This window comes from Pseudoduganella sp. GCM10020061, assembly GCF_042683405.1.
Classification (GTDB): Bacteria; Pseudomonadota; Gammaproteobacteria; order Burkholderiales; family Burkholderiaceae_D; genus Telluria.
The window spans coordinates 183,721-209,826 of sequence record NZ_JBHUJS010000006.1; the positions used below are offsets into that span (position 1 = coordinate 183,721).

Here is a 26,106-nt window from a genome sequence, read left to right on the forward strand (position 1 = left end):
GTCAGGCAAGTGCGCGCGGCGCCAGTTCCATCTGCTGGCGGCGTTCCACCGAGCGCGCCACCAGCGTACGGATGTCGTTCAACAGGGCGAATTCTTCCTGGCCCAGTTCCCCCGGCGCCAGCTGCCTGTCCCATTCCCCGTACAGGAAACCTGCGGCCTGCCCGTGCACGCACACCGGCAGGATGATGAAGCTTGGCGCATCGGCCAGGGTCTCCTTCCACCAGCCCGGCAGCCTGGCCGAGAAGCGCGGATCGCGCGCATTGTCGATCAGGATGGCCCGGTCGCTGTCGAGGGCGGCATGGAACACGTCCGCCGCATAGGCATCCGGGAAGGACATCGCGGGGAGCAGTTCGCGCACGCCGTCGCCCAGGCCCATGCGCGCCGCGTAGGCCTTTTCGCGGCGGTTGCGCAGGAACGCCACCGCGCGCGCGAAAGGCAGGCCCTTGTAGACAGTCTCCAGCGCCAGCGTCATCATCTGTCCCGGGCTGGCGGTGGCCAGCACGTCGCGCATGTCCGATACGCCGGAGCGCAGGATGCGTTTGCATTCGGCGCGGCGGCGCGCGGCGTCGTCGGCCTTGTTGCGCCTCTCCTGCGGACGCGCCAGCGGGGCGAGCACCAGGTCGTCGCTGGCGGCGAGGCGCGCTTTGGACACCGCCTCCATGATGACGTCCGTGTCCACCCCGACCAGGCGCGAGAAGCGCCCGGCCAGTGCGCGCACCTGCCCGGCGGCGCCGGCGTCGTCGGCCCATAGCGGCGCCGCGCACTGCGACGCCATGGTGGCAACCGCGGCCAGCCAGCGTTCGTGCGACATCTCGGCACCTTCGCGGTCCGGATCCACCACCCGCATTCCCGCCAGCAGGTTGCGCGGCAGGCCCCAGCGCTGCGCGGCGGCGCGGCCGATCTCTTCCAGCGCCAGGCCCAGCACCGCCGGAGCGGCAGCTTCCTCCCGGCCCTGGCCGGCGGCGTCGACCAGCCGGGTCCAGTGCTCGGGCAGGTAGAACGTGACCAGCATCCGGCCCAGCATGTGCAGCATCGAGCAGACCACCGCTTCCTCCGGATCGCGCATGTCGGCGCGGGTAGCCACCTGCTGCGCCACCATCCCGGCCAGGATCGCCTTTTCCATCTCCTCATGGGCCGCCTGCGTCCCGGGCGAAGTGGCGGACAGCTCCTCGATCAGTTTCAGGCCCAGCGCGAGGTGGCCGATCGCATCGGTGCCCAGCACCAGCACCGCCTTCGACACGGTGTTGATGCACTGGCCGAATGCCGCGTACATGCCGCTGTTGGCAAGCCGCAGCACCTTCTGGGTAAGGATGGGGTCGGACAGCACCGTCTGCGTCATGTTGAATTCCGGGTCAGCCTCGCCCCGCATCGCCCCCAGGATCGAACGCACCGCGCGCGTGAAGCCGGGCATGTCGCCGTTGCGGCGAATGCGCTCCCACAGCAGCGCCAGCGTGGCGTCGGGACGGGGCGGGGTGGTCGTCGTGGCTGCCATCTAGTCGATCCTCGCGCGCAGTTCGGCGGGAAGCAGTTCGGCGTACAGGTTCTCCTTGAGCGCGGCCATCGCCACGTGGGCCGGCATCGGCTTGCCGGTCAGGTAGCCCTGCACGAACTGGCAGCCGCGCTGTTCCAGGTATTCCAGCTGCTGCCCGGTCTCCACGCCCTCTGCCACCACCGACAGGCCGAGATGGCGTGCCAGGTCGAGCACGGCGTTGACGATGGCGCCGTCCTTGGCCGATGCCAGCAGGTCCTTGACGAAGGCGCGGTCAACCTTGAGCACCGAGATCGGGAAACGCTTCAGGTAGGCCAGCGACGAGTAGCCGGTGCCGAAGTCGTCGATCGCGATGCGGGCGCGGCGCGCCGCCATCCTGGCCAGGATGGCCTCGGCGTGCACCGGGTCGACCATCAGCGTGCCCTCGGTGATCTCGAGCACCAGCTGTGCGCCGGGCAGGCCGGACAGGGCCAGTGCCTCGTCCAGCACGTCCAGGAATTTATCGCTGCGGAACTGGCGCGGGCTGATGTTCACCGAGATGTAGAGCGGACGGCCGGCCACCTCCTGGAATTGCAGCAGCTGCACGCAGGCCGCCTTCAGTGCCCAGGCGCCGAGCATGTTGATCAGGCCATTGGTCTCGGCGATCGGCACGAAGCGCACCGGAGGCACCATGCCCAGCGCCGGATGGCGCCAGCGCATGAGTGTCTCGAAGCCTTCGATACGGCGGCTCGACGCGTCCACGATCGGCTGGTAGAACAGCAGGAACTCGCCCTCGCGCACGGCCTGGAACATGGCCGCTTCCAGCGAGATGTCATGCGCGGGTGCGCCGGGCACCTCGCGCGCGCTGTAGATCATGTACTTGCCCTTGCCGGCCAGCTTGGCGCGCGACATCGCGCTGTCGGCCAGCGCCACCAGGCGCACCTCGTCTTCCGCATGCTGCGGATAGACCGACACGCCGATCGTCGCCCCGACATAAATGGTGTGGCCCTCGACATCGAACGGCGGCTGCAGCGAAGCGAGCAGGCGGCCCGAGATCAGTCGGATCTGCTGTGCGTTGCAGGTGCCCGGCAGGACCGCGACGAATTCGTCGCCGCCGATGCGCGCCAGGGTATCGCTGTCGCGCAGCGTCTTGCGCAGGCGCGCGGCGGCCATGCGCAGCACCGCGTCGCCGACCGTGAGCCCGAGGCCGTCGTTGACCTTCTTGAAGCCATCCAGGCCGATCGAAGCGACCGCGAAGCCCTGCCCGGAACGGCGCGCCGAAGCGATCACCATGCGGATGCGGTCGGCCAGCAGCAGGCGGTTGGGAAGCTCGGTCAGGCTGTCGTGGGTCGCCATGTGGCGCAGCCGTTCTTCGGTCGCGTGCTGGGCGGTCATGTCGCGCCCGACCGCGAACACGCTGCTTTCCCTTGCATCGTTGATGGAGGCGGTCAGGCGCAGTTCGAACCAGGCTTCGCGACCGCCGATCTGGATGCGCGCTTCCGCCAGCATGGCCTTGCCCGGTTCCAGCATGGCCGAGGCGATGGCCTGGCGCAGGGCGCTGCGGTCGGGCGCCGCGACCAGCGAGGCAAGCGTTACCTCCGGGGCGCCCTGCAGTTCGCGCAGACTGGTGCTGGCGCGCAGGATGCGCCCCTCGCCGTCGAGCCGCGCGGCGATGTCGCCGGCGGCGTCCAGCAGGGCATCGAACTCGCCGCAGCGCGCGGCAGGCAACGCGGGGTCAGGGGTACGCATGTGACTGGCGTGGTTTCCCACGGCACAAATGACGGAACGTGACCCACTCTAGCACCGAAAGATTTCCAAATCGCACCAAAACAGCAAGCTTGGCGGCCCATGCGCCGGTGCTTTGATTTGCCTCAAAAGGACGCGCGGCAGCCAAGGGAAACGGGACGGTTTTACGACGCGGCACGACCGTGCTATTGTGCTTCGGACAAACCGGGAGCCCTGCGATGAGCCAGTTCGATACCCACACGCCATTCAACCTGCCGCAGCCGTTCGAGGGCGTTAACCTGTTCGCCTGCGACACTGCGCTGCGCGAGGCGCTGGAACGGGAGGGCGCGGGCTGGGCCACCGGCGAACTTGCGGCGCTTGGCGCGCGCCTGGGAAGTGCGGCAACGCTCGACCTGGGACGGCTCGCCAATGCCAACCCGCCCCGGCTGCTGCAGTACGACCGCGCCGGACGGCGCATCGACGAACTCGAATTCCATCCTTCCTGGCACGCGCTGATGCAGCAGATGATCGAACAGGGCGTGCACGCCTCGCCATGGGAGGGCACGCAGGAAGGCCGCCAGGTGGCGCGCGCCGCGCGCTTCTTCCTGTTCGGGCAGGTGGAAAACGGTGCGCAGTGTCCCGTCACCATGACCTACGCGTGCGTGCCTGCGCTGCGCCATGCTGCGCCGGCGATCGCGCAGCAATGGCTGCCCAAGATCCTGTCGCGCCGCTACGATCCGCGTTCGCTGCCGGTGGACGAGAAGGAGGGCGCGCTGGTCGGCATGGGCATGACCGAGAAGCAGGGCGGCACCGACGTGCGGGCCAACAGCACCCGCGCCACGCCGATGCCGGAACACGAAGCGCGCGACCGCTTCGGCGACATGGGCGAGGGCGCGCACACGCTGGTCGGCCATAAATGGTTCTTCTCGGCGCCGCAGGCCGATGCCCATTTAGTGACGGCGCAGGCGGGCGAGGGCGACGGCGCGCTGGGCTGCTTCTTCGTCCCGCGCTATCTGCCGGACGGCAGCCGCAACGCGATCCGCGTGCAGCGCCTCAAGGACAAGCTGGGCAACCGCTCGAATGCGTCCGCCGAGGTCGAGTTCTGCGGCGCGGTGGGCTGGCCGGTGGGCGAAGCGGGCCGCGGCATCCCCACCATCCTGGAGATGGCCAGCCACACGCGCCTGGACTGCGTGGTCGGCACGGCCGGCATCATGCGCGCCGCGCTGACCCATGCGGTCCACCATGCGCGCACGCGTTCGGCGTTCGGCCGCACGCTGGCGGAGCATGCGCTGATGCAGAACGTGCTGGCCGACCTGGCGCTCGAATCGGAGGCCGCGACCGCGTTCGCGATGCGGCTGGCGCGCAGCTTCGACCGCGCCAGCTACCCGGCCGAGGCGCTGCTTGCGCGGGTGCTCACGCCCGCCGGCAAGTACTGGATCTGCAAGCGCGGCCCAGCGTTCGGCGCCGAAGCGATGGAAGTCCTGGGCGGCAACGGCTACGTGGAGGACGGCCCGCTGGCGCGCATGTACCGCGAGTTCCCGGTGAATTCGATCTGGGAAGGCTCCGGCAATGTGATGTGCCTGGACGTGCTGCGCGCCTTCGCCAGGTCGCCCGCCGTGGCCGATGCGCTGGGCGCAGAACTGGCGCTGGCAGCGGGCCTGGACGCCATCTACGACAGCCACTGCGAGCAATTGCTGGCGGACCTGGGCAGCGCCAGCGAATACGCCGCGCGCGACCTGGCCGAACGGATGGTGGTCGCGGTGCAGGCCGGCCTGCTGCTGCGGCACGCGCCCGGCTTCGTGTCGGGCGCCTTTGTCGCGTCGCGCCTGGCGCGGCCGGCCGGGGGCGCGTTCGGCGCGCTGCCCGCAGGCGTGGACGCCGCCGCCATCGTGGCGCGGGCGCTGGCCTGACGTCCGACTTTTTTGTACAGCACCCGATGTGCATGGGATAATGCGCGCCAGCGTCCACGACCACCTACCACACCACCATGAAACAAGATTCCCGTTTCCCGAACCTCTTCATCCTGAGCCACCCGCTGATTCAGCACAAGCTGTCGCACATGCGCGCCAGCGACACCTCGACCCGCACCTTCCGCGAGCTGCTGCGCGAGATCACGCTGTTGATGGGCTATGAGATCACGCGCGACCTGCCGCTGACCACGCGCTCGATCGACACGCCGCTGGTCACGATGGACGCTCCCGTCATCGCCGGCAAGAAGCTGGCAGTGGTGCCGATCCTGCGCGCCGGTATCGGCATGAGCGACGGGCTGCTGGAACTGGTGCCGTCGGCACGCGTGGGCCACATCGGCGTGTTCCGCGATCCGGACACCCACATGCCGGTGGAATACCTGGTGCGCCTGCCGGACCTGTCCGAGCGCACCTTCATCCTGTGCGACCCGATGGTCGCCACCGGCAACTCGGCCGTGTATGCGGTGGACGTGCTGAAGAAGCGCGGCGTGACCGACGCACAGATCATCTTCCTGGCGCTGGTCGCCGCGCCGGAAGGCGTGCAGGTGTTCCAGGACGCCCATCCGGGCGTGAAGATGTATGTCGCCTCGCTCGATTCGCACCTGAACGAGCACGCCTACATCGTGCCGGGCCTGGGCGACGCGGGCGACCGCATCTTCGGCACCAAGTGAGCCCCAAGGCCGAAAAGTAAATTCCGTCTGGAAAGATTTTGCCTTCCGCACGTTTGATTAAAATCAAACGTGCGGGCCTGCTTTGTCATATATTTATCGTACGTAGGCAAATAAATCATAAACAGGGCGAACTTTTTTGCGTGCACTGCTGTTTTTCTGATTTATTTGAGTATAATGCGGGATCGTTGGATTCGAGGTGGTAGTGCAGGTTGTCTGTCATTCCTTTCTTGCTTTCTTACACGATCTTAATATTTAAACTGAAATAGGAAATTAGTAATGGCAACTGGCATCGTAAAATGGTTCAATGACGCTAAAGGTTTCGGCTTCATTACCCCGGACGAAGGCGGTGAAGATCTGTTCGCCCACTTCTCGGCTATCCAAAGCGCCGGCTTCAAGTCGCTGCAAGAAAACCAGCGCGTGTCCTTCGAAGTGACCTCCGGTCCAAAGGGCAAGCAAGCATCGAACATCCAGCCGCTGTAATCCAGCCCAGCTGATTGTTTGACGAAAAATCCCTGGCATTGCCGGGGATTTTTTTTTGCCTGTGCTCCCTGCGCGGCAGTACCGCTGCGCAAGCTGAAGACCGGGGGACAGCACTGCCCGCTCAGCGGCCTGGGGGCAGTCCCCTTCCTACGCCCGGCGCCAGTAGCCGGGACGCGCGTAGGTGCGCCGCAAGAACTCCACGAACGCCCGTATCCGCAGCGGCAGGTGGCGGCGCTGCGCAAAGACCGCATAGATATCGTTGCCCGGCGCCGCAAACTGGTCGAGCACCGTGCGCAACTTGCCCGCCTCGATCTCGGCGCCCACTTCCCACATCGACCGCCACGCCAGGCCCTTGCCTGCAAGCGCCCAGTCGTGCAGCACCTCGCCGTCGTTGCACTGCATATTGCCCGCCACTTTGCACGTCACGATCCTGCCGTTGTCGCGGAAGGTCCAGCCGCGCTGGCTGCCTTCGCTGGAAATGGCCAGGCAGTTGTGGCGCTGCAGATCGTCCAGCGTCTTCGGCACCCCACGCCGCTTGAGGTAGGCCGGCGAAGCGACCACCACGCGCCGGTTATCGGAGAGCTTCACGCCGACCAGGTTCGAATCCTCCAGGCTGGCGATGCGGATCGCCACGTCGACTCCTTCGCCCACCATGTCGACCAGCCGGTCGCTCAGGTTCAGGTTCGCCGTCACGTCGCGGTGTTCGGCGAGGAAGGAGGGCAGCAGCGGCGCCACATGCTGGCGGCCGAAACCGGCCGGGGCGGAGATGACCAGGTGCCCGGTCGCGCGCGCGCTGCGCTCGGCGACTGCCGCCTCGGCTTCCTGCATCTCGGCGAGGATGCGCTTGCAATCCTCCAGGAAGGCGGCGCCCTCGTCGGTAAGCGCCAGCTTGCGTGTGGTCCGCTGCAACAGCTTGACGCCAAGCCGCTGCTCGAGCGCGTCCAGGCGGCGTCCGATCATCGCCGGCGCGATGCCCTCGGCGCGCGCCGCTGCCGACAGGCTGCCGCGCGCCACTACCTCGACGAACGTGGAAATCTGTCGGAACTGACCCATGCCTTCCCCCTGATTTGATACAAATCCGCACAAATGATGTGATTATTTGTCTCGTTTAGATAACTCAGCGTGAATATACTGCATAAAACAACATCTTCCCACCTCAAGGAGCAGCACATGGCAATCGATACCCCGGCCGGCATGACCATCACGGGCGAGATCAAACCTGGCTACGAACAGATCCTCACGCCGGCGGCGCTGGAACTGGTCACGAAGCTGTCGCGGGCGTTCGAGCCGCGCCGCCAGCAGCTGCTGGCCGCACGCGAGGAGCGCGCGCGCCGCCTCGACGCGGGCGAGCGGCCCGATTTCCTGCCCCAGACCGCGCACATCCGCGAGGGCGACTGGACCATCGCGCCGCTGCCCAAGGCGCTGGAGTGCCGCCGCGTGGAAATCACCGGGCCGGTCGAGCGCAAGATGGTCATCAATGCGCTGAACTCGGGCGCGGACAGCTACATGACCGACTTCGAGGACTCAAACACGCCCAACTGGGACAACCAGGTCACCGGCCAGATCAATATGCGCGATGCGGTGCGCGGCACCATCGCGCTGGAGCAGGGCGGCAAGAGCTACAAGCTGAACGACAAGGTCGCCACCCTGGTGGTGCGGCCGCGCGGCTGGCACCTCGACGAGAAGCACGTGCTGGTCGATGGCAAGCGCGTCTCCGGCGGCATCTTCGACTTCGCCCTGTTCATGTTCCATAACGCGAAAGAGCAGCTGGCGCGCGGCGCCGGCCCGTACTTCTACCTGCCGAAGATGGAATCGCACCTGGAAGCGCGCCTGTGGAACGACATTTTCGTGATGACGCAGGACGAACTGGGCCTGCCGCGCGGGACCATCAAGGCCACCGTGCTGATCGAAACCATCCTGGCCGCCTTCGAGATGGACGAGATCCTGTACGAGCTTCGCGAACACAGCGCGGGCCTGAACGCGGGCCGCTGGGACTACATCTTCAGCTGCATCAAGAAGTTCAAGCGCGACAAGGACTTCTGCCTGGCCGACCGCCCCAAGGTGACGATGACGTCGCCGTTCATGCGCGCCTACGCGCTGCTGCTGCTCAAGACCTGCCACAAGCGCAATGCGCCGGCGATCGGCGGCATGGCGGCGCTCATCCCGATCAAGAACGACCCGGAGCGCAACGAGGTGGCGATGGCCGGCGTACGCGCCGACAAGGCGCGCGACGCGACCGACGGCTACGACGGCGGCTGGGTGGCGCACCCGGGGCTGGTTCCGCTGGCGATGGAGGAGTTCACGAAAGTGCTGGGCGACGCGCCGAACCAGATCGCGAAGCAGCGGCCGGATGTGGAAGTGACGGCCGCGCAGCTACTCGACTTCAAGCCCGAAGCGCCGATCACGGAAGCGGGCCTGCGCTACAACATCAACGTCGGCATCCACTACCTGGGCAGCTGGCTGGCGGGGAATGGCTGCGTGCCGATCCACAACCTGATGGAGGACGCTGCGACGGCCGAGATCAGCCGTTCGCAGGTGTGGCAGTGGATCCGCTCGCCGAAAGGCGTGCTGGACGACGGCCGCAAGGTCACGGCCGAGATGGTGCGCGCGATGATCCCGGAGGAGCTGGCCAAGGTGCAGCAGGTGGCCCCGGACGGCCACGGCCCGACCTATCCGCGCGCCGCGCAGATTTTCGAACAGATGTCGACCTCCGAGGAATTCGCCGAATTCCTCACGCTGCCCCTGTACGAAGAAATCTGACGCTGTCGCCGACCGTCGCGCGGATACTCCCCCGGAGTATCCGCCTGTGCCGCCTGGCGCGGAAAAAAGCAGGGGGGTATGCGCCGGCAAGCGATTCCGGACCGCATACCCCCCCCCCTAAGAAATCAGAAGGTATTCTTCCACTCGCGCAGCGCCGCAAACACCTGCACCGGCCCCGCCTGCGGGCCGATCCGCCCCTCGCGCACGAGCGTCGCGCGGATCTCCGGCGAATCGCAGCGCAGGAACGGATTGGTCGCGCGCTCCAGTCCCACCGTCGACGGCACGGTCGGCTCTCCGGCCGCACGCATCGCTTCGGCCTGTACGTAGCGCGCCTGCAGCGCCGCATTGCCCGGCTCGACCGCCAGCGCGAAGCGCAGGTTCGCCAGCGTGTACTCATGCGCGCAGTACACCAGCGTGTCGTCCGGCAGGCTCGCCAGCTTGCCCAGCGACGCCAGCATCATCTCCGGCGTGCCTTCGAATAGCCGCCCGCAGCCGCCCGCAAACAGCGTGTCGCCGCAAAACACCCAATGCGCGCCCTGCGTCTCGCGCACGTAGGCGATGTGCCCGCGCGTATGGCCCGGCACATCCAGCACCCGGAATGCGATGGCGGGCCGGTCCAGCACGACCCGGTCGCCTTCGGCCAGTCGCACCGTCGCACCGGCCACCGCATCGTGCAGCGGCGCGTACACCGGCACATCCCACTGCCGCGCCAGCTCGCGCACCCCGCCCACATGGTCGGCATGGTGATGGGTGGTTAGAATGGCGGTCAGTTCAAGGCTGTGGGCGTCGAGCGCAGCGGCGATCGCGGCTGCATCGCCGGGATCGACCGCCACAGCGTTCTTGCCATCATGAACCAGCCACAGGTAATTGTCGTGGAAAGCTGGTATGGTAAGGACGCCTGGTTCGCTGCGCGGTATAGTCGTCATGTATTCAGGTTCAACAGGAAAAAGGCAGGCATGGACAGCGCGGAATCGCAGAAATCCATTATAGCGCTCGACGGTTGGCTCAGGACCGCGCCGGGCGCCTACGTGCGCGCGTGGGAACAGGCGAGCCTGGACGAGCTCACGGCCGACATCTTCGGCTTCAACGCGCTGCAGGTCGGTGTGCCGCAGATCGATGCGCTGGCCGCCAACCGCATGCCGCACAAATGGCAGGCAGCCACGCACACCTCGTCCGCCGAGCAGCTGGCCGACGTCGAGGGCGGAAGGCAGGTCGCGGTCGCGCTCGATTTCGCCGACCTGCCGTTCGCTTCGCAAAGCCTGGACCTGGTGGTGCTGCCGCATGTGCTCGAGTTCGCCGAAGAGCCGCACCAGGTGCTGCGCGAGGTGGAGCGGGTCCTGATTCCCGGCGGCCAGCTGATCATCTGCGGCTTCAATCCCGCCAGCCTGTGGGGCGCGCGCCAGTACACGGGACGCGCCATCCGCAATCCCTATTTGCCGGCCGAGGGCGAGTTCATCTCTATGCCGCGTATGAAAGACTGGTTAAAATTGCTCAACCTTGCGCCGGCGCGCACCAGCTATGGCTGTTACGCGCCTGCTTACCGCAGTGCGCACTGGCTGCAGCGCAGCCGCTTCATGGAGCGCGCCGGGCAACGCTGGTGGCCGTATTTCGGCGCGGTGTATATCGTGCAGGCGGTCAAGCGTGTCAAAGGAATGACACTGGTCGGTCCTGCATGGAACAAGAAAAAAGCCAAGGCGCCGCAAGCGGTGCCGGCAACGAACAGGAAGTAGCAATGACCAAGGTTGAGATTTACACGGACGGGGCCTGCAAGGGCAATCCCGGCAAGGGAGGGTGGGGCGCCCTGCTGGTGGCCGATGGGGCCGAAAAAGAACTGTTTGGCGGCGAAGCCAACACCACCAACAACCGCATGGAATTGCGCGCGGTGATCGAGGCGCTCTCCGCGCTCAAGCGTCCGTGCGAAGTCGTGCTGCACACCGACAGCCAGTATGTCCAGAAGGGGATCTCCGAGTGGATCCACGGCTGGAAGGCGCGCGGCTGGAAAACCGCGGCCAGGGAGCCGGTCAAGAATGCCGACTTGTGGATGGAGCTGGACGCGGCGCGCCAACAGCACCAGGTCGACTGGCGCTGGGTGCGCGGGCACAACGGGCACCCCGGCAACGAGCGCGCCGACAAGCTGGCCAACCGCGGCGTCGACACCGTCCGCTAACCCGTCCCCGCGAACGCGGGGACCATGCCGAGCCTCCGTCGAACTTTTCCCTATATCGAACGTCGTATGGAATGACGGAATCCGCTCGCTGTCAACCGGTGTTGTATGTTGCCGAGAGCACAGCCGATAACGTGGCGGCCCGGACGGTCCGCAGTTATACTGCCATCCGTCAGTAAGTTTCTCTAAAAGAATAAGTCCATGCGCCAGATCGTCCTCGATACCGAAACCACCGGCCTCAACCCGCGCAACGGCGACCGCGTGATCGAAATCGGTTGCGTCGAGATCAGGAACCGCATGCTGACCGGTAATAATTTTCACCGGTACATCAATCCTGAGCGCGACTCGCACGAGGAAGCGCTTGCCGTGCACGGTCTTACCACCGAGTTCCTGAGCAGCAAGCCCAAGTTCGCGGAAATCGTGCACGAGCTGCGTGAGTACATTGATGGCGCCGAAGTCATCATCCACAACGCGCCGTTCGACCTGGGCTTCCTGAACCACGAGTTCAAGATGCTGGGCCTGCCCGAGTTCGTGAGCCATTGCAGCAACGTGATCGATACCCTGGTCACGGCCAAGGAAATGCGTCCAGGCAAGCGCAACTCGCTTGATGCGCTGTGCGACCATTACGGCATCTCCAACGGCCACCGCAAGCTGCACGGGGCGCTGCTCGATGCCGAGCTGCTGGCCGACGTCTACCTGGCGATGACCCGCGGCCAGAACAGCCTGACCATGGACCTGGACGCCGATGTCGTGGTGGAAGGCGTGTCGCTGGACGCCGTTGCGCTGGCCGAGGTCATCGTCGTGCAGGCCAGCGCGGACGAAGCGGCGGCCCACGACGAGCTGCTGAAAGGCCTCGACAAGCAGGTCAAAGGCACCAGTATTTGGCGTTCGTATGAAGTTTCTGCGGAAGTAACGTGACGGCAGGGAAAACCTGTGTCATAATACGCCCCGCTTCGGGAGGTTAGCTCAGGGGTAGAGCACTGCATTCACACTGCAGGGGTCGCAAGTTCGAAACTTGCACTTCCCACCAGAATTCAAAAGGCTTGCAACGTCAGTTGCAGGCCTTTTTTGTTTTCCTGGCGTCATAAACCATGCCGTCTGCGCATGCGGGGAACCCGTACGGGGTCGCCGGATTCGCTAACGCGTCCGGTCGGCGATACTTGTCCGTGACAACGACTCCACCACCGACGATGACCCTGCCAACCGAAACCTTGATGCGCTGCGATGCGACCGTCAGATTGCCGGGCCGCAGCGTCTCCCATCCAGCCTGCCTCACTTAGGCTCGGCGAACACCCAGGGCTGCGCCTGCGCCGCCCGGACTGTTCGCCGAGCTCATCCCGACCACCATTTCCCTGCCTCGTCATCGGCGTGCGGCAGGGACTCGATTCATTGGCCGGCCATCCGGCCTCCGGCAGGGAGATTACACATGAGGAATTTTCGCTATCCGTTCGGCCGCGACGTCGGCGCGCAGGCGCAGCAATACATGCAGGTGCGCGACAAGCGCCGCCGCGTGCGGGAAATCCTGGCGCGCCGCGAGGAATGGCGGCTGCTTGTCCTGATGGTGGCGATCCTGGTCGCCGTGGCGAGCGCCGCCGTGCTGCTGGCTCGCCACGCCTATGTTTGAATTGAATGACGAGGTTAACATGCAGAAGCAATCGAACATCATCGTGTCGTCTGCCGACCTGGCCCGCCTGGAGCACCTGCTCAATTCATTGCCGCCGGCGGCCAGGCGGGAAATCCGCGCGCTGCTCAGGCAACTGGACAGCGCGCAGGTGCGCGAACCGTGCGACATGCCGCCCAATGTGGTCACCATGAATTCGACCGTGCGCTTTACCGTCGACATGCGCGAACTGTGCCTCACGCTGGTCTATCCGTACGATATCAACGGCAGGAACCGGGTCTCCGTGTTCGCGCCGGTCGGCAGCGCCCTGCTCGGGCTGTCGGAAGGGGCGCGGGCCCGGTTGCCGCGCCCCGGGGGCGATGTGGACGAGATCCGCATCATCGAAGTGGTCGCGCAGCCGGAGCGGGAGGAGGCCGCCTGCCATGCCTGCTAGCCGGCGTGCTGCAGGTGCTGGCGCACGAGGTCCGGGATCGTTGCCGCACCCAGCTTTTCCATCATCCGTCCCTTGTGCACCTCGACGGTGCGCACGCTGATGCCCAGGTCCGCCGCAATCTCGCGATTGTGGCGGCCGGCCACCACCAGTAGCATCACTTCGCGCTCGCGCGGAGTGAGCGTGGCCTCGCGCCGGGCGTAGTCCGCGCGCTCTTCCGATCCCTGGCCGCGCGCATTCGACTGGCGCGCGAACGCCTCCTCGATGGCCCCGACCAGCTGCTCTTCCTGCAGCGGCTTTTCCAGGAAATCCACCGCCTGCGACCGGAACGCGGCGCGCGCCGAATCCACGTCGCCATGTCCCGTGATGATCAGGACCGGCAGCGCGCAGCCGCGCTCCACCAGTGTCCTCTGCAGGGTCAGCCCGTCCATCCCGGGCATCCGGATATCGAGCAGGACGCAGCCGCGCATGGCGCCGTCGAGGGCGCGCAGGAACGCATCGGCGTCGGCATAGAACGCGGTCCGGTAGCCGTGCAGGCTGAGGAGCAGGCCGAGCGAATCCCTGACCGCTGCGTCGTCATCGACGATGAACACCGTGTTTGTGTGCGACATACCGCCTACTTTCCTCCTTCGATCCGCCATTGTGCGGGTAATGCGATCCTGAGTACAGTGTGCCGGCCCGGCTCCACAGCGAGCGTGCCGCCGTGCGTCTCGACAATGGCCTTGCTGATGGCCAGGCCCAGTCCAAGGCCGCTCGATTTCATCGACATGAACGGCTCGAACAAGCGCGCGCGGATCTTGTCCGCGATGCCGGGGCCATTGTCGGCGATGCGTATCCACACCTGCGCGCCGTCGATGCCGGCATCGACCGTGAGCCGCCGGTCCGCGCCTTCCGGCAGGTCCGCCAGCGCCTGCAGCGCATTCGACAGCAGGTTGCGCAGCACGATCTCCAGCTGGATGCGGTCCCCGGTCAGTTCGACGTCGGGGATCGCATTCACCTGGAGCGACACGTGTTCGGCGCGCGACTGCGCCAGGAACGGCGCCACCGATGCATGGATCAGCTCCGGCAGCGACAGGCGCTCCAGCGTGAGCGAACCGGTGCGGAAGAATTCGCGCAGGCGCTTGAGCACGTTCGATGCGCGCTGCGATTCGGCCGCCATCGATGCGACCGTTTTTTGCAGCAGCGGATCGCCGCCATTGCGCTCGACCAGGCGCTGGCACGCGCTGCCATAGACCGACAAGGCCGTGAGCGGCTGGTTCAGCTCATGCGCCAGCGCCGCGGCCATCTCGCCGGCGGCGGCGAGGCGCAGCGACTGGCGCAGCTCATCGCTGGCGCGCCGCGCGACGTCGACGGCGATGCCGATCAGGAAGCCGGACAGCGTCAGCGTCAGCACCAGCATCTGCACGTCCGGCATCTGCGCGGGGTAGGCGATCGGGCGCAGCGCCGTGACCGTCACGCTCACTTCGAGCACCAGCACGGCGGTCAGCGCGCCCGCCATGCCCTGCCGCGCGGCCGCCCAGGCGAGCGGAAGGATCAGCAGGTAGTAGGTGAGCGCTTCCGGCGCCGGCCGCTGCAGGGCGACCGACAGCACCAGCGCGGTCAGTGCGGTATAGGCGGCGGTGTCCCATTGCAGGATCCGGCGCAGGTAGTCGGCGCGCAGCTGGCGGTCCAGCAGGATGCAGGCCGCTGGCACCGTCACCAGGATGCCCGCCACTTCGGCGATCGTGTAGCGGGTCAGGGTATCGGTCCAGGCGCCGCGCGCCGCGCTGCCCAGGCCGTGCAGCACGCTCGCGTACAGGCATGCCGCCGCCAGGCTGGCCAGCGTCGCCGCCGCCGCCCACATCAGCATGCCGCGATGCGTGGCAATGAAGGCGCCGCCGGGCAGGTAGCGGCGCATGAACAGGCCGACCGCCAGATACACCGGCACAGGCAACAGGCCGACCAGCAGCGACATTGCGCGGTCCGACGGCAGCGCCGGGGTGATCGTCGCGGCCAGCAGTGCGGCGGCCAGCAGCGCGAAGGTGGACGCCAGTCCGCGCCGCGCGGCGAGGCAGGCCGCGAGACCCGCGGCGGGATGCCAGACCGGCGCGATGGTCTGGTAACGCGCCTCCGGGCCGCTCAGGATGTCGCACACCACGTAGGCTGCGATGAACAGGCAGCCGTGCCAAATCGACCGCGCGTCCGGCAGGTCTTTCATAAGGTTTCGCTTGAAGTGTAAAGGCGGCACACAGCGTGCGCTGGAGCCTGCGAGGGATTGGTCCGCGCGCCATTCAGCTGCGCCAGCCGATTGTACTACGCGGTGCGGCGGCTGGCGGTAGGGGAAACCCGTACGCGCGATCGCGAATAGGCAAGCCGGTCGCAATGGCCGATACTTTCCGGGTCGCGGCCCGCGTGCCGCGCCGCAGTCACAGTCAACGCAAAGGGATGAAGCAATGATCGAAGCAGCCACCTTGTTTGGTGCAATTGGCGTGTGCCTGTTCTGGACCGCCTGGCAGGAGAAACGGCAGAACAATCCGCGCGACAGCAGGTTCATGGCGCTGGTCGGCGCCGCAATGATGGCCGGCGCCGGCGCGTCCGCGTTTCCGCTCCTGTAGCATCACCGGCCGCGCGAGCGGCATACGAGGTAGTAGCGAAGTATGGAAATCACGAAGAAGTTCGTCGCCGCCAAGCAGCCTTGCGCCAGCGGTTTGCGCTGGTTCCTGCGCCATTACGAGAACGGCGCCGACTATCAGCCGCTGCTCGATTCCCTGGTCGCGGACGGACGGGTGGACGACGCCTGCTGGCTGCTATCGCAGTTCGGGCCGACCAACGAGGTGCTGGCCGCCGGCCACATCGAGGCCGAAGCGCTGGTATTCGCGGGCAGCGTGGAAGTGCAGGGGAATATCGCTGTGGATACCGTGCTGCGCACGGGCGGCTCGATCCGCGCGGGAGGCGGCGTGCGCGCCGCTTTCATTACCTGCGGCGGAGACCTGGCAGCCGGCGGCGGTATTTATTGCAGCGGCCGAATCGATGCAGCCGAGGGCATCGAAGCGCGCTGGGGCATCGAATCCCGCGGGGCGATCCGGGCGCGCGGCGATGTGCGTTGCGGCCGCTCGATCGTCTGCGGCGGCGAGCTCCAGGTGCAGGGCAACTGCATCGTCGCCGAGGGGCTGGACGTCGATGGCGCGATCGTCTGCGGCAAGGGAATCCGCAGCGCCGGCCCGATCAGCGGACGCGATCTGATCCGCACCGGCCACGGGATCGAGTGCGGCGGCGGGATTGTCTGCGGCAAGCACCTCGAAACGAACTGGGGTATCAAGGCCGCCGGGCCGATCACGGCGGATGGCGCCATCAAGGTAGGGGAGAGCCTGCACGCGGGCGGCGAAATCCGGGCCGGAGCGCGGCACGCCATCTACGCCGGCCTGACGGTGCAGATGGATGCCTGGAACGTGAGCGCGCAGGTGTGCGCGAGCGCGCGGCCGGAGCGCCTGCTGAGCGGATGGTGGAGCGGGCAGTGAGCGCCGCTGCGTCCTACCTCGACCGCCTGCCAGTTTCCGGGTGTCCGCGCCAGCCCTGGCGCATGCTGTCCAGGCGCGTCGCACGGCTGTTCGCGCCCCGGCCTGAACCGAAGGCATTGCGCATCGACGTCCACCAGCATCCGGGCGCGCTGCAGCAGGACCTTGACGAAACGTACCGCCGCATGTCGCGTAACGGCGACCTGCTGCACGGCCTGCCGGCACTCGACATCGACTTCCCCGGTCTTGTGTTCCGGTACCGGCAGGCGGACGGCGAGCATTACGTCTACGCCGAGGACACGGCACGCCGCTGCCTGGCAGGATATACGGTGTTCAACCGGCTTATCGAGATCAACCGGCGCGCCGACCGCCACCTGCGCGCGCCGCATTCGAAGTATGCGCCGTACTACCAGCGGCGCGGTATCGCAAGTGCGGTTTACCGGTGGTGGCTCGACGCCGGGCATTGCCTGATCAGCGGGGCGCGCCAGTCCGCGGGCGCCCATGCCTTGTGGCGCGCACTCGGCAGGCGCTACCCGCTCGTGCATGTGGAGGTGCGCGACAAGTGCCTGCATCACCTCGGTGCCGATGTGGACGAATGCGTACGCGAGGCGCTCGCCACGCGGATGGTCCTGGCTGGCGAGGGCTGGGATGGGGCGCGGCTGGCGACCATCCTGGAGGGGGCGCCGCGCGGCTGATGTATTCTGCCGCTGTGTTCCAACGTACAATGCTGCAACCAACAAACAGGGTTTGCGACCAACGATGGAACACGATCTCAGCGACGCGGAAGCGTCCGCCCTTGCCGGCCTGCCGGCGCTCGCGCTCAACCTGCTCAACGCGGGCATCCTCGTCCTCGACGCCGATCAGCGGGTCGTGCTGTGGAACGCCTGGATGGTGCCGCGCTCGGGCCGGTCGGCGGCGCGGGTGCGCGGCAATGCGCTGCTGGCGGTGTTCCCGGAGCTGCGCGGCTCCCCGGTCGAGATGGCGGTCCTGGCAGCACTCACCAGCGGCCTCGCCACCAGGATTCCGCAGGCCCCGGGCAACCCGCCGTTCCCCTTGCGCGAGGCGGGCAGCTTCGACGGCGCGCGCATCGAACAGTCCATCTCCGTCACGCCGTTTGACCAGGGCAAGGAGCGCTTCTGCCTGATCGAGATCCGTGACGTCAGCGGCACCGCCGAACGCGAGCGCCGCCTGCTCGACCATGCGGAGTCGCTGCGCGCCCGCTCGTATGTCGACGGCCTGACCGGCATCGCCAACCGGCGCTATTTCGATGTTGCACTGGATCGCGAACTGCGGCGCGCGCAGCGCTCGGGCAGCGCGCTCTCGCTGCTGCTGATGGATATCGACTCGTTCAAGGCCTACAACGACCACTTTGGCCACCAGCAGGGGGACAGCTGCCTGACCACGGTGGCGCAGGCGCTGGCGGCGACGCTCAAGCGGCCCGCCGACGTGGCGGCGCGCTACGGCGGCGAAGAGTTTGCGGCAATCCTGCCCGACACGTCGGCGGAGCAGGCGCGCACCGTCGCCAACGCCGTGCGCGAGCACGTGGCGTCGCTGGCGCTCACGCATGCGCCGGCAGCCATCCGGCCGCATATCACGCTCAGCATCGGCGTGGCGAGCTTCGACAGGGAACGGCTGAGCGAGGCCGCCCCGCTGATCGAAGCGGCCGACAAGGCGCTGTACGCGGCCAAGCGCGGCGGCCGTGACTGCGTCGTCGTCAGTGGCGACTAGCTCCGGCACCAAACCGGCTCAGTGTGCGATCAGGACCGGCACATGGGTTGTTTCCAGCACGGTCCGCGTCACCCCGCCCAGCAGCAGTTCCCGATAGCGCGGCCTGCCGTAGCCGCCCATCACCAGCAGGTCGCAATCCAGGTCGGCCGCCATCGATAGCAGCGAATTGCCGATGTCCAGTTGCGTCTCCTGCGCCATGACCTGCACCTTCACACCGTGGCGGGACAGCCATGTGGCGATGTCTGCGCCCGGCACCTCTCCGTGGATGCCGTAACTTTCGCCCGGATTGAACACGGCCACGGTGACTTGCCGGCTGCGCTGCAGCAGCGGAATGGCGCCGGTGATGGCGCGGACCGCCTCGGCACTGCCGTTCCAGCCCACCAGCGCGTGACGCCCGATCTCGGCAGGGGGTGATGCGTGCGGCACCACCAGCATGGGACGCGCGCTGTTGAGCATTACGTATTCCGGCAGCGCGCTCACCAGCCGCGTGCCCGGATCGCTGGGATCGCTCTGGCTGACCACCACCAGGTCGGCGTAGCGCGCCTGCATCGCCAGCGCGGTGTCCGGCTCATCTTCCACCTTGCGGTGTTCGTAGGTTTCGATTCCCGTGCGCCGCACGATCTCGTCGAAGCGGGCGATGGCCGCCTCAGCGCGCTCGTTCATGAGTTCGACCTGGGTGGCGATCAGGTCGACCGCGAGGGGCATGGACGGATCGGGATAGACAAACCGCGCCAGGCCGGTCATCGACGCGCCGACCAGGTGCGCCTTGCATGCGTAAGCCAGGTTGGCGGCAAGCTCGATGCGCGCCTGGGCATGGCGCGAGCCGTCGACGTGGACGAGGATAGTCTTGTAGGACATGGCAGGCCTCCGTGCATCGGATGCTGCCAGCGTAGTCCTGAGCGCGGGCACGGTCCAGCGCTGTCCGATACGAAGCCCGACTGCTTCGGCGCTTTTTGATAAGTGTCAAAACGGCGGGCTAGGCGGCGGGGCCGAGGCGCGCGGTGGTGCCGTCCACGACCACCGGGGAAAACAGGCGTTGCTGGGGCGCCGCGCCGCCTGCCATGAGGCCGGCGAACATCTCCGCCGCCGCCAGCGCCATCTCGGCAATGGGCAGGCGCATCGTGGTGAGGTTGTAGCTGAGCCATCCGGACGAGGCGCTGCCATCGAAACCGGTGACGGACAGGTCGCACGGGACCGACAGGCCGAACTCGGTGCGCGCGGTGTCGATGCAGCCAATCGCCATCATGTCGTTGGTGCACACCACCACGTCCGGCAGCGCTTCGCTGCGTGCGCGGATCTCGCGCATGGCGCGCGCGCCGCTGGCGTAATCGAAATTGCCGGCCACGACGAGCGGACGCGGCAGGCCGAGTTCGGCCAGGCGCTCGCACACGCCGCGCAGGCGTTCCTGCGCCACGCTGGAGTCGGCCGGGCCGCTCACCAGCGCAAAGCGCTTGTGGCCGGCGCTGGCCAGGCGGGCAGCCAGCGTGCGCGCGGCCGCGTAGTGGTCGCACGCGACTGCATTCACCTCGTGTCCGGCGGGGCGGTTGAACAGCAGGAAAGGCAGCGCGCGACGGGTGAATTCGGCAATGTGCGCCTCGCCCAGGCGCGCGGCGACGATGGCGCCGTCGACCTGGTGCTGCCACAGCGCGGCCAGGGTGCCGTCGATGTCGGCCTCGCTCGCCAGCGTAAACAGGACGGCGCGCATGCCGCGCCGCGCGAACTGCTGCGTCAGTTCGGTCACGATGCCCGGGTGGCTCAGGATGGCCTGTTCCCACAGGATCACGGCGACCAGGTTCGAGCGGCGCGTGCACAGGCTGCGCGCGGCGGCGTTCGGAATGTAGTCGAGTTCGCGCGCGGCCTGCATCACGCGCTGGTAGGTGGCCTTGGACACGCTGGCGCCCGGCTTGAAGCACCGCGATACCGCCGACTGGGACACCCCGGCCACGTTCGCGACATCATACGAGGTGACCCTGCGCGTCCCGCGCCGCCCGCTGTCGTCAGGTGGCAGGTGGATGGCTGGCGCGGTCAGGGTAGGCATCCGGCCATGATAAGGGGCGTGATTCCTTGTGGCAACATCTTTCCACCCAGAAACAACACTGGGTAGAAAGAAATATATTCGCAGGCGGCTGCGATCGGCCCCGGGCGGCAATGCCAGCGCCGCAGCGAACAGCGAAACCCATCGCTTGTGCGCACTCAAAACACCGTGGACGCCGTCCAATTACAATTTTATCAATACCCCCCAGTCCGCCTGAATCCAGCCGGAGACCTTGCCATGGGCCGCCCCAACACGACGCCGGAGCACCACCAGACCCTTGTCTGGTTCCGCAACGCTGCGGAACGCGGCAATCCCTACGCCCAGTTCAACCTTGGACTGCTGTACCGCAAGGGCGAATGCGTCGAGCGCGACGACTCCCGCGCGTTCAAATGGATGATGCAGGCCGCGCGCAAGGGCCTGGCCTACGCGCAGAACCACGTGGGCGCGATGTACTGCGATGGCGTGGGCGTGCGCCAGTGCGACGAGCAGGCGGCACGGTGGTTCCGACGCGCCGCCGAGCAGGGCGACGCTTCGGCGCAACAGAACCTGGGCCAGATGTACCGCCACGGACGCGGCGTCGCCGCCTGCGCGCAGCAGGCATTCAACTGGTTCTACCGCGCCGCCGACCAGGGCGTTGCGAGCGCCCAGGCGCTGGTGGGCGAATGCTACCTGGCGGGCAACGGCGTGCCGCTCAACCACGCGCTGGCGATGGCATGGCTGCGCAAGGCCGCGCTGCAGGGCGAGCCGGGCGCGCAGCTGAACCTCGGGCGCATGTACGCGGAAGGGCTGGGGGTGGACCGCAGCGACATCATGGCGCTGGGCTGGTTGCGCCAGGCCGCCGTCCAGGACCATGCCGTGGCCCAGCGCCTGCTCGGCAAGGCCTATGCGGACGGGCGCGGGGTCTCCGCCGATCCGCTGCGCGCGCTCGGCTGGCTGGAGCGCGCCGCCGGCCAGGGCGACTGCGAAGCGCAGTTCGACCTGGCCATGCTGGTCGCCAGCGGCCGCGCCGTGCCGGCCGACGACAAGCGCGCACTGGACCTGTTCACGCGCGCCGCCGAGGCAGGCCACATCGGCGCGCAGTACAACCTGGGCAGCATGTACGGCAATGGCCGCGGCACCGGGCGCGACATGCAGCGCGCGCTGGCCTGGTACCGCCGCGCCGCCGAGCAGGGCGCGCTGAACGCCCAGTTCAACCTCGGCGTCATGTACGCCACCGGACAGGGCGTGGACAAGGACGAAGCCTGCGCCGCGCTGTGGTACCGCAGCGCCGCCGAGCAGGGCGACCCCAGCGCGCAGAACAATCTCGGCGCCATGTACGCGAACGGGCAGGGCGTCGAGCAGAGCGACTCGCTGGCCGTGTTCTGGTACGCCAGGGCCGCCGAACAGGGGCATGCCCTGGCCCAGTTCAACCTGGGCAGCATGTACAACGCGGGCCGCGGCGTGCAGCGCGACCCCGCCGTCTCCTATATGTGGATGCTGCTGGCGGCGGAGGGCGGCGACGAAACCGCCATCGCCGGCCGCCAAATGGCCGAAGAGCGGCTCACTGCCGCGCAGCTGGAGCAGGGCCGCCAGATGGCGTCCCGCTGGCACGCCGCCCATATCCCCGCCGCTGGCGCCGCCGGCTGACCGCCGGCCGGCTCTCCGCGCCGGCAGTGGCAACCACCCCCCATTCTTCCAGCCGGGCTGCTTTTCGCGCTATCATCCAGCTCGGCCATAAGCCTGTTTAACTTTCTACACCAGGACAAACAATATGCAAATGAGACAAGCAACGCTGGTCGCCAGCCTGCTCGCTGCCTTCTGCGGCAACGCCTTCGCCCAGGCGGCCTGCACGCCAGGCGTCGCGCCCGCGCTCGCCTATCCGGCATCGAAGAAGGTCGACCAGGTCGACAACTACCACGGCACGACCGTCGCGGACCCATACCGCTGGCTGGAAGACGCCAACAGCGCCGACACCAAGTCGTGGGTGGAAGAACAGAACAAGGTGACCCAGGCTTACCTGAGCCAGATCCCGCAGCGCGAGGCGATCAAGAAGCGCCTGACCAGCCTGTGGAACTACGAGCGCTACAGCGTGCCGTACAAGGAAGGCGGCCGCTATTTCTACAGCCGCAACGACGGCCTGCAGAACCAGTCGGTCCTGTACACCATGAAGTCGCTGTCGGACACCCCGCGCGTGCTGCTCGACCCGAACAAGCTGGCCGCCGACGGCACCGTCGCGCTGTCCGGCATGGCTGTCAGCCCGAACGGCAAGCTGCTCGCCTACGGCACCGCCGCTTCCGGCTCCGACTGGAACGAATGGCGCGTGCGCGACATCGAGACCGGCAAGGACACCGCTGACCACATCAAGTGGGTCAAGTTCTCCAACACCGCATGGCTGGCCGACAGCAGCGGCTTCTTCTACAGCCGTTACGACGAGCCGAACGAGGCGACCAAGCTGGCAGACGTGAACTACTACCAGAAGCTGTACTTCCACAAGATCGGCACGCCGCAAAGCGCCGACACGCTGGTGTACGAGCGCCGCGACGAGAAGGAGTGGGGCTTCGGCGGCGACGTCACCGACGACGGCCGCTACCTGGTCATTACCGTCACCAAGGGCACCGCGCCGAAGTACCGCGTGTTCTACAAGGACCTGACCAAGAAGGATTCGAAGGTCACGCCGCTGATCGACGAATTCAGCGCATCGTGGTCGCTGATCGACAACGACGGCCCGGTGTTCTACTTCACCACCGACAAGGACGCGCCGCGCGCCCGCATCGTGGCGATCGACACGCGCAATCCTGCGCCGTCGAACTGGAAAGTCATCGTCCCTGAATCGAAGGACACGCTGACCGGCGCCAACATCATCGACAACAAGATCGTGGCCGAGTACCTGGCTGACGCGAAGAGCGTGGTGCGCGTGTACGACCTGAAGGGCAAGCACCTGCGCGACCTCGACCTGCCGGGCATCGGCACCGTCGGCGGCCTGCCGGGCAAGCGCGGCGACAGCGAGACTTTTTACTCGTTCGCCAGCTTCACCAACCCGACCACGATCTACCGCTACGACATGAAGACCGGCAAGAGCTCCGTGTTCCGCCAGCCGAAGGTCGACTTCAACCCGGCCGACTACGAGACCCGCCAGCAGTTCTTCACGAGCCGCGACGGCACCAAGGTCCCGATGTTCATCGTGTCGAAGAAGGGCCTCAAGCTGGACGGCTCGAACCCGACCTACCTGTACGGCTACGGAGGCTTCAACATCTCGCTGACCCCGGCGTTCTCGCCGGCCAACCTGGCGTGGATGGAAATGGGCGGCGTGTACGTGCTGGCCAACCTGCGCGGCGGCGGCGAATACGGCGAAGCGTGGCACGAAGCGGGCACCAAGCTGCAGAAGCAGAACGTGTTCGACGACTTCATCGGCGCAGCCGAGTGGCTGGTGGCGAACAAGGTCACCTCCCCATCGAAGCTGGCGATCGGCGGCGGCTCCAACGGCGGCCTGCTGGTGGGCGCGGCGATGACCCAGCGTCCGGACCTGTTCGGCGCAGCGCTGCCGGCAGTGGGCGTGATGGACATGCTGCGCTTCCACAAGTTCACCATCGGCTGGGCATGGACCTCGGACTACGGCTCGTCGGAGAACCCGGACGAGTTCAAGGCGCTGGTCAAGTACTCGCCGCTGCACAACCTGAAGGCGGGCACCTGCTACCCGGCGACCATGGTCACCACGGCCGACCACGATGACCGCGTCGTCCCGGCGCACAGCTTCAAGTTCGCTGCCGCGGCCCAGGCTGCGCAGTCGGGCGCCGCGCCGGTCCTGATCCGCATCGAGACCAAGGCAGGCCACGGTGCCGGCAAGCCGACCACCAAGCAGATCGAAGAAGTCGCCGACAAGTGGGGCTTCCTGTCGCGCGCGCTGCAGATGGACCTGTCCGCAGCGCCGCAAATCGGCGCCTCTAAGTAAGCGTGGCTGGGGACTGTCCCGCCAGGGACGGTTCCCGCCCTGTAGCGCGCGAAAGGCAGCCCCGGAAAGGGCTGCCTTTTTTATTGGGCAGTTGGCGGAAAAAGCCACGATATGGCCGATTCCGCCAAACGCGCAGGGACAGACCGCAAGTATCGCCTTGCGCTACGCCGGGTGCAGCCCGAATGCACGCTCCGGATATCACTTCTTCCACACGCCAGACGCAGGCAAACTCGCCGGCATTCTCTTCCCAAGGAATGCCATGTTTACCCGCCCGTTCATCCTTCCCGCCACGCTGCTTTGCGCCATTGCCCTGGCAATGCTGGTTGCCGGCCCCATCCCGCAGCTCGACGACTACCACGCTTTTGCCGACCAGCGTTCTTTGCTGGGCATCGCCAACGCGGCCGATGTCCTGTCCAACCTCGGCTTCCTTGCGGTCGGCATCCATGGCCTCGCCATGGTGCAGCGTGCCCGCGCCTTGCCGCATCTGGACGACGTGCGCTTCTCCTACGGCCTGTTCTTTGCCGCGCTGATCGCCACTGCCGCCGGGTCGTCCTGGTACCACCTGGCGCCCGACGACACGCGCCTGCTGTTCGACCGCCTGCCGATCGCGCTGGCCTGCGCAGGGCTGCTGGCCGCCGTCGCGCGCCGGCATCTCGCGGCGCCGCGCTGCATCAACGGCCTCCTTGTCGCATTTGCGGTAGGCAGTGTCGCGTGGTGGGGGCTGACAGGGGATCTGCGCCCGTACCTGTTGCTGCAGGCGGCGCCCCTGGTCGCGATTCCCGCCGTGATGTACGTGGTGCGTGCGCGCCGGCCGGAGGTGACGGCGTACGCGGCGGCGATTGCATGCTATGCCGCGGCAAAGGGGTTCGAGCTGGCCGACCACGCCGTGTTTGCAGCGCTCCCGCTGAGCGGACACACGATCAAGCACATCCTGGCGACCGCCGGAACCCTCTGCATTGCCCGCTACTTCGGCGCAGAGGCGGCGACGGTCCCCGCGGGACTGCCCCGGGTGCGTTAGCGGTGGACGACGACCAGCAGCGCCTTGGCCTCGGTCTTGCCGTGGTTGCGGATCGAGTGGTTCTGGTCGGCCGGATAGCGTGCGGTGCCGCCGTGGCGGACCTTCTTCTTTTCCGCGCCCACCTCCACTTCGACCGTGCCGTTGATGACCGTGAGGTGCTCGCTGGTGCCCGGGTCGTGCGCCTGCGAGGTCAGTTCGCCGCCGGGCGCCAGCGTCAGCTCGTACCACTCGTACTTGCCGGCCAGGTCCATCGGACCGAGGATGCGCAGCGAGTAGCCGGCGTGGGTGCCGGGCAGGGTAGGGGTTTCGTGCGCATCGACCACACGGATGGTTTCCGTCACCCGCACTTCCGACGATAGCAGTTCGCTAATGTCCACGCCCAGCGCGTTAGCGAGCCGCCACGTGATGGCGATGGTAGGATTGGCCTTTTCCCGCTCGATCTGCGACAGCATCGACTTCGATACCCCTGCAATACGGGACAGGTCCTCCAGCGTCAGCCCCCGGGCGAGGCGCAGCCGTTGCAGCGTGGCGCCGACTTCTGGCGGGGAGTTGAGCGTGAGCGGTTTATTCATCTGGGTGTATTGCTAAGTGGTGGCGCTGCGGGTAATATTCAATAT

At 67.0% G+C, this 26,106-nt stretch carries 25 protein-coding genes and 1 tRNA gene; 17 read left to right on the forward strand and 9 right to left on the reverse strand.

Features of this window, described 5'->3' with window-relative positions:
* Position 1: 1 nt before the first annotated feature.
* A complete protein-coding gene (locus tag ACFSQR_RS12530; RefSeq protein WP_377730159.1) occupies positions 2-1,492 on the reverse strand; it encodes an HDOD domain-containing protein in 1,491 nt (496 codons plus the stop codon).
* Complete coding sequence (locus tag ACFSQR_RS12535) at positions 1,493-3,217, reverse strand: putative bifunctional diguanylate cyclase/phosphodiesterase (RefSeq protein ID WP_377730160.1); 1,725 nt, start codon at positions 3,215-3,217, stop codon at positions 1,493-1,495. It abuts the gene before it with no gap.
* Positions 3,218-3,432: 215 nt separating this feature from the next.
* Here ACFSQR_RS12535 and ACFSQR_RS12540 point away from each other — a divergent pair, with 215 nt between their 5' ends.
* The 3 genes from ACFSQR_RS12540 to ACFSQR_RS12550 all read left to right on the forward strand — a co-directional run bounded on the left by ACFSQR_RS12540 (position 3,433) and on the right by ACFSQR_RS12550 (position 6,311).
* Positions 3,433-5,103, forward strand: a complete 1,671-nt coding sequence (locus ACFSQR_RS12540; protein ID WP_377730161.1) for an isovaleryl-CoA dehydrogenase — start codon at positions 3,433-3,435, stop codon at positions 5,101-5,103.
* A gap of 77 nt (positions 5,104-5,180) precedes the next feature.
* A complete protein-coding gene (gene upp / locus ACFSQR_RS12545) occupies positions 5,181-5,831 on the forward strand; it encodes a uracil phosphoribosyltransferase (RefSeq protein WP_377730162.1) in 651 nt (216 codons plus the stop codon).
* Between the two features lie 276 nt (positions 5,832-6,107).
* A complete protein-coding gene (locus ACFSQR_RS12550; RefSeq protein WP_377730163.1) occupies positions 6,108-6,311 on the forward strand; it encodes a cold-shock protein in 204 nt (67 codons plus the stop codon).
* A gap of 147 nt (positions 6,312-6,458) precedes the next feature.
* Here the strand turns inward: ACFSQR_RS12550 and ACFSQR_RS12555 are convergent, their stop codons facing one another.
* A complete protein-coding gene (locus ACFSQR_RS12555; protein WP_377730164.1) occupies positions 6,459-7,364 on the reverse strand; it encodes a LysR family transcriptional regulator in 906 nt (301 codons plus the stop codon).
* A 117-nt stretch (positions 7,365-7,481) separates the two neighbouring features.
* Between ACFSQR_RS12555 and aceB the strand changes: the two genes are divergently transcribed.
* On the forward strand, positions 7,482-9,071 hold the full coding sequence (gene aceB, locus ACFSQR_RS12560; protein ID WP_377730165.1) for a malate synthase A: 1,590 nt from the start codon (positions 7,482-7,484) through the stop codon (positions 9,069-9,071).
* Positions 9,072-9,196: 125 nt separating this feature from the next.
* Here aceB and gloB read toward each other — a convergent pair whose 3' ends face one another.
* Positions 9,197-9,997, reverse strand: a complete 801-nt coding sequence (gene gloB, locus ACFSQR_RS12565) for a hydroxyacylglutathione hydrolase (protein WP_377730166.1) — start codon at positions 9,995-9,997, stop codon at positions 9,197-9,199.
* 30 nt (positions 9,998-10,027) lie between these two features.
* Here gloB and ACFSQR_RS12570 point away from each other — a divergent pair, with 30 nt between their 5' ends.
* From ACFSQR_RS12570 to rnk, 6 genes are all read left to right on the forward strand, one after another.
* Positions 10,028-10,801 (forward strand): class I SAM-dependent methyltransferase, encoded by a 774-nt coding sequence (locus ACFSQR_RS12570; protein WP_377730167.1) that lies wholly within the window; start codon positions 10,028-10,030, stop codon positions 10,799-10,801.
* 2 nt (positions 10,802-10,803) lie between these two features.
* Complete coding sequence (rnhA, locus tag ACFSQR_RS12575) at positions 10,804-11,238, forward strand: ribonuclease HI (RefSeq protein ID WP_377730168.1); 435 nt, start codon at positions 10,804-10,806, stop codon at positions 11,236-11,238.
* 198 nt (positions 11,239-11,436) lie between these two features.
* Positions 11,437-12,153, forward strand: coding sequence for a DNA polymerase III subunit epsilon (gene dnaQ / locus ACFSQR_RS12580; RefSeq protein WP_377730169.1), 717 nt, complete (start codon positions 11,437-11,439; stop codon positions 12,151-12,153).
* 37 nt (positions 12,154-12,190) lie between these two features.
* Positions 12,191-12,265: transfer RNA gene (locus ACFSQR_RS12585), tRNA-Val, on the forward strand.
* A 396-nt stretch (positions 12,266-12,661) separates the two neighbouring features.
* A complete protein-coding gene (locus tag ACFSQR_RS12590; RefSeq protein ID WP_377730170.1) occupies positions 12,662-12,859 on the forward strand; it encodes a hypothetical protein in 198 nt (65 codons plus the stop codon).
* Positions 12,860-12,878: 19 nt separating this feature from the next.
* A complete protein-coding gene (gene rnk, locus ACFSQR_RS12595) occupies positions 12,879-13,289 on the forward strand; it encodes a nucleoside diphosphate kinase regulator (RefSeq protein WP_377730171.1) in 411 nt (136 codons plus the stop codon).
* Here the strand turns inward: rnk and ACFSQR_RS12600 are convergent.
* Positions 13,286-13,897 carry a response regulator transcription factor gene (locus tag ACFSQR_RS12600; RefSeq protein WP_377730172.1) on the reverse strand — a complete coding sequence of 204 codons (612 nt, stop codon included), beginning with the start codon at positions 13,895-13,897 and terminating at the stop codon, positions 13,286-13,288. The genes rnk and ACFSQR_RS12600 overlap by 4 nt on opposite strands.
* Before the next feature lie 5 nt (positions 13,898-13,902).
* Complete coding sequence (locus ACFSQR_RS12605) at positions 13,903-15,483, reverse strand: sensor histidine kinase (RefSeq protein ID WP_377730173.1); 1,581 nt, start codon at positions 15,481-15,483, stop codon at positions 13,903-13,905.
* A 235-nt stretch (positions 15,484-15,718) separates the two neighbouring features.
* Between ACFSQR_RS12605 and ACFSQR_RS12610 the strand changes: the two genes are divergently transcribed.
* The 4 genes from ACFSQR_RS12610 to ACFSQR_RS12625 all read left to right on the forward strand — a co-directional run bounded on the left by ACFSQR_RS12610 (position 15,719) and on the right by ACFSQR_RS12625 (position 18,508).
* On the forward strand, positions 15,719-15,880 hold the full coding sequence (locus tag ACFSQR_RS12610; RefSeq protein ID WP_377730174.1) for a hypothetical protein: 162 nt from the start codon (positions 15,719-15,721) through the stop codon (positions 15,878-15,880).
* Positions 15,881-15,922: 42 nt separating this feature from the next.
* Complete coding sequence (locus ACFSQR_RS12615; RefSeq protein ID WP_377730175.1) at positions 15,923-16,783, forward strand: FapA family protein; 861 nt, start codon at positions 15,923-15,925, stop codon at positions 16,781-16,783.
* A gap of 62 nt (positions 16,784-16,845) precedes the next feature.
* Positions 16,846-17,475: an N-acetyltransferase gene (locus ACFSQR_RS12620; RefSeq protein WP_377730228.1), complete on the forward strand. Its 630-nt coding sequence runs from the start codon at positions 16,846-16,848 to the stop codon at positions 17,473-17,475.
* A 64-nt stretch (positions 17,476-17,539) separates the two neighbouring features.
* Positions 17,540-18,508, forward strand: coding sequence for a diguanylate cyclase domain-containing protein (locus ACFSQR_RS12625; RefSeq protein ID WP_377730177.1), 969 nt, complete (start codon positions 17,540-17,542; stop codon positions 18,506-18,508).
* A gap of 18 nt (positions 18,509-18,526) precedes the next feature.
* Here the strand turns inward: ACFSQR_RS12625 and ACFSQR_RS12630 are convergent, their stop codons facing one another.
* Complete coding sequence (locus ACFSQR_RS12630; RefSeq protein ID WP_377730178.1) at positions 18,527-19,366, reverse strand: universal stress protein; 840 nt, start codon at positions 19,364-19,366, stop codon at positions 18,527-18,529.
* A 118-nt stretch (positions 19,367-19,484) separates the two neighbouring features.
* Positions 19,485-20,546 carry a LacI family DNA-binding transcriptional regulator gene (locus ACFSQR_RS12635; protein ID WP_377730179.1) on the reverse strand — a complete coding sequence of 354 codons (1,062 nt, stop codon included), beginning with the start codon at positions 20,544-20,546 and terminating at the stop codon, positions 19,485-19,487.
* 234 nt (positions 20,547-20,780) lie between these two features.
* Here ACFSQR_RS12635 and ACFSQR_RS12640 point away from each other — a divergent pair, with 234 nt between their 5' ends.
* From ACFSQR_RS12640 to ACFSQR_RS12650, 3 genes are all read left to right on the forward strand, one after another.
* Entirely contained in the window at positions 20,781-22,169 is a 1,389-nt protein-coding gene (locus ACFSQR_RS12640; protein WP_377730180.1) for a tetratricopeptide repeat protein, read from the forward strand.
* Positions 22,170-22,293: 124 nt separating this feature from the next.
* Entirely contained in the window at positions 22,294-24,471 is a 2,178-nt protein-coding gene (locus ACFSQR_RS12645) for a prolyl oligopeptidase family protein (protein ID WP_377730182.1), read from the forward strand.
* A gap of 259 nt (positions 24,472-24,730) precedes the next feature.
* On the forward strand, positions 24,731-25,489 hold the full coding sequence (locus tag ACFSQR_RS12650) for a hypothetical protein (protein WP_377730183.1): 759 nt from the start codon (positions 24,731-24,733) through the stop codon (positions 25,487-25,489).
* Here ACFSQR_RS12650 and ACFSQR_RS12655 read toward each other — a convergent pair.
* Positions 25,486-26,061: a helix-turn-helix domain-containing protein gene (locus tag ACFSQR_RS12655; RefSeq protein ID WP_377730184.1), complete on the reverse strand. Its 576-nt coding sequence runs from the start codon at positions 26,059-26,061 to the stop codon at positions 25,486-25,488. The two genes, ACFSQR_RS12650 and ACFSQR_RS12655, sit on opposite strands and share 4 nt — an antisense overlap.
* Between the last annotated feature and the right edge of the window lie 45 nt (positions 26,062-26,106).

Excerpts from the sequence above, each read along its gene's own strand:
- ACFSQR_RS12655 (WP_377730184.1), bottom strand. The coding sequence starts at position 26,061 with ATGAATAAACCGCTCACGCTCAACTCCCCGCCAGAAGTCGGCGCCACG.
- ACFSQR_RS12645 (WP_377730182.1), top strand. The coding sequence starts at position 22,294 with ATGCAAATGAGACAAGCAACGCTGGTCGCCAGCCTGCTCGCTGCCTTC.
- ACFSQR_RS12600 (WP_377730172.1), bottom strand. The coding sequence starts at position 13,897 with ATGTCGCACACAAACACGGTGTTCATCGTCGATGACGACGCAGCGGTC.
- ACFSQR_RS12630 (WP_377730178.1), bottom strand. The coding sequence starts at position 19,366 with ATGTCCTACAAGACTATCCTCGTCCACGTCGACGGCTCGCGCCATGCC.
- ACFSQR_RS12535 (WP_377730160.1), bottom strand. The coding sequence starts at position 3,217 with ATGCGTACCCCTGACCCCGCGTTGCCTGCCGCGCGCTGCGGCGAGTTC.
- ACFSQR_RS12640 (WP_377730180.1), top strand. The coding sequence starts at position 20,781 with ATGGGCCGCCCCAACACGACGCCGGAGCACCACCAGACCCTTGTCTGG.
- ACFSQR_RS12555 (WP_377730164.1), bottom strand. The coding sequence starts at position 7,364 with ATGGGTCAGTTCCGACAGATTTCCACGTTCGTCGAGGTAGTGGCGCGC.
- ACFSQR_RS12570 (WP_377730167.1), top strand. The coding sequence starts at position 10,028 with ATGGACAGCGCGGAATCGCAGAAATCCATTATAGCGCTCGACGGTTGG.
- upp (WP_377730162.1), top strand. The coding sequence starts at position 5,181 with ATGAAACAAGATTCCCGTTTCCCGAACCTCTTCATCCTGAGCCACCCG.
- ACFSQR_RS12610 (WP_377730174.1), top strand. The coding sequence starts at position 15,719 with ATGATCGAAGCAGCCACCTTGTTTGGTGCAATTGGCGTGTGCCTGTTC.
- ACFSQR_RS12550 (WP_377730163.1), top strand. The coding sequence starts at position 6,108 with ATGGCAACTGGCATCGTAAAATGGTTCAATGACGCTAAAGGTTTCGGC.
- ACFSQR_RS12605 (WP_377730173.1), bottom strand. The coding sequence starts at position 15,483 with ATGAAAGACCTGCCGGACGCGCGGTCGATTTGGCACGGCTGCCTGTTC.
- ACFSQR_RS12590 (WP_377730170.1), top strand. The coding sequence starts at position 12,662 with ATGAGGAATTTTCGCTATCCGTTCGGCCGCGACGTCGGCGCGCAGGCG.
- ACFSQR_RS12625 (WP_377730177.1), top strand. The coding sequence starts at position 17,540 with ATGGAACACGATCTCAGCGACGCGGAAGCGTCCGCCCTTGCCGGCCTG.
- ACFSQR_RS12635 (WP_377730179.1), bottom strand. The coding sequence starts at position 20,546 with ATGCCTACCCTGACCGCGCCAGCCATCCACCTGCCACCTGACGACAGC.
- ACFSQR_RS12540 (WP_377730161.1), top strand. The coding sequence starts at position 3,433 with ATGAGCCAGTTCGATACCCACACGCCATTCAACCTGCCGCAGCCGTTC.
- aceB (WP_377730165.1), top strand. The coding sequence starts at position 7,482 with ATGGCAATCGATACCCCGGCCGGCATGACCATCACGGGCGAGATCAAA.
- ACFSQR_RS12650 (WP_377730183.1), top strand. The coding sequence starts at position 24,731 with ATGTTTACCCGCCCGTTCATCCTTCCCGCCACGCTGCTTTGCGCCATT.
- dnaQ (WP_377730169.1), top strand. The coding sequence starts at position 11,437 with ATGCGCCAGATCGTCCTCGATACCGAAACCACCGGCCTCAACCCGCGC.
- ACFSQR_RS12530 (WP_377730159.1), bottom strand. The coding sequence starts at position 1,492 with ATGGCAGCCACGACGACCACCCCGCCCCGTCCCGACGCCACGCTGGCG.
- gloB (WP_377730166.1), bottom strand. The coding sequence starts at position 9,997 with ATGACGACTATACCGCGCAGCGAACCAGGCGTCCTTACCATACCAGCT.
- ACFSQR_RS12615 (WP_377730175.1), top strand. The coding sequence starts at position 15,923 with ATGGAAATCACGAAGAAGTTCGTCGCCGCCAAGCAGCCTTGCGCCAGC.
- ACFSQR_RS12620 (WP_377730228.1), top strand. The coding sequence starts at position 16,846 with ATGCTGTCCAGGCGCGTCGCACGGCTGTTCGCGCCCCGGCCTGAACCG.
- rnk (WP_377730171.1), top strand. The coding sequence starts at position 12,879 with ATGCAGAAGCAATCGAACATCATCGTGTCGTCTGCCGACCTGGCCCGC.
- rnhA (WP_377730168.1), top strand. The coding sequence starts at position 10,804 with ATGACCAAGGTTGAGATTTACACGGACGGGGCCTGCAAGGGCAATCCC.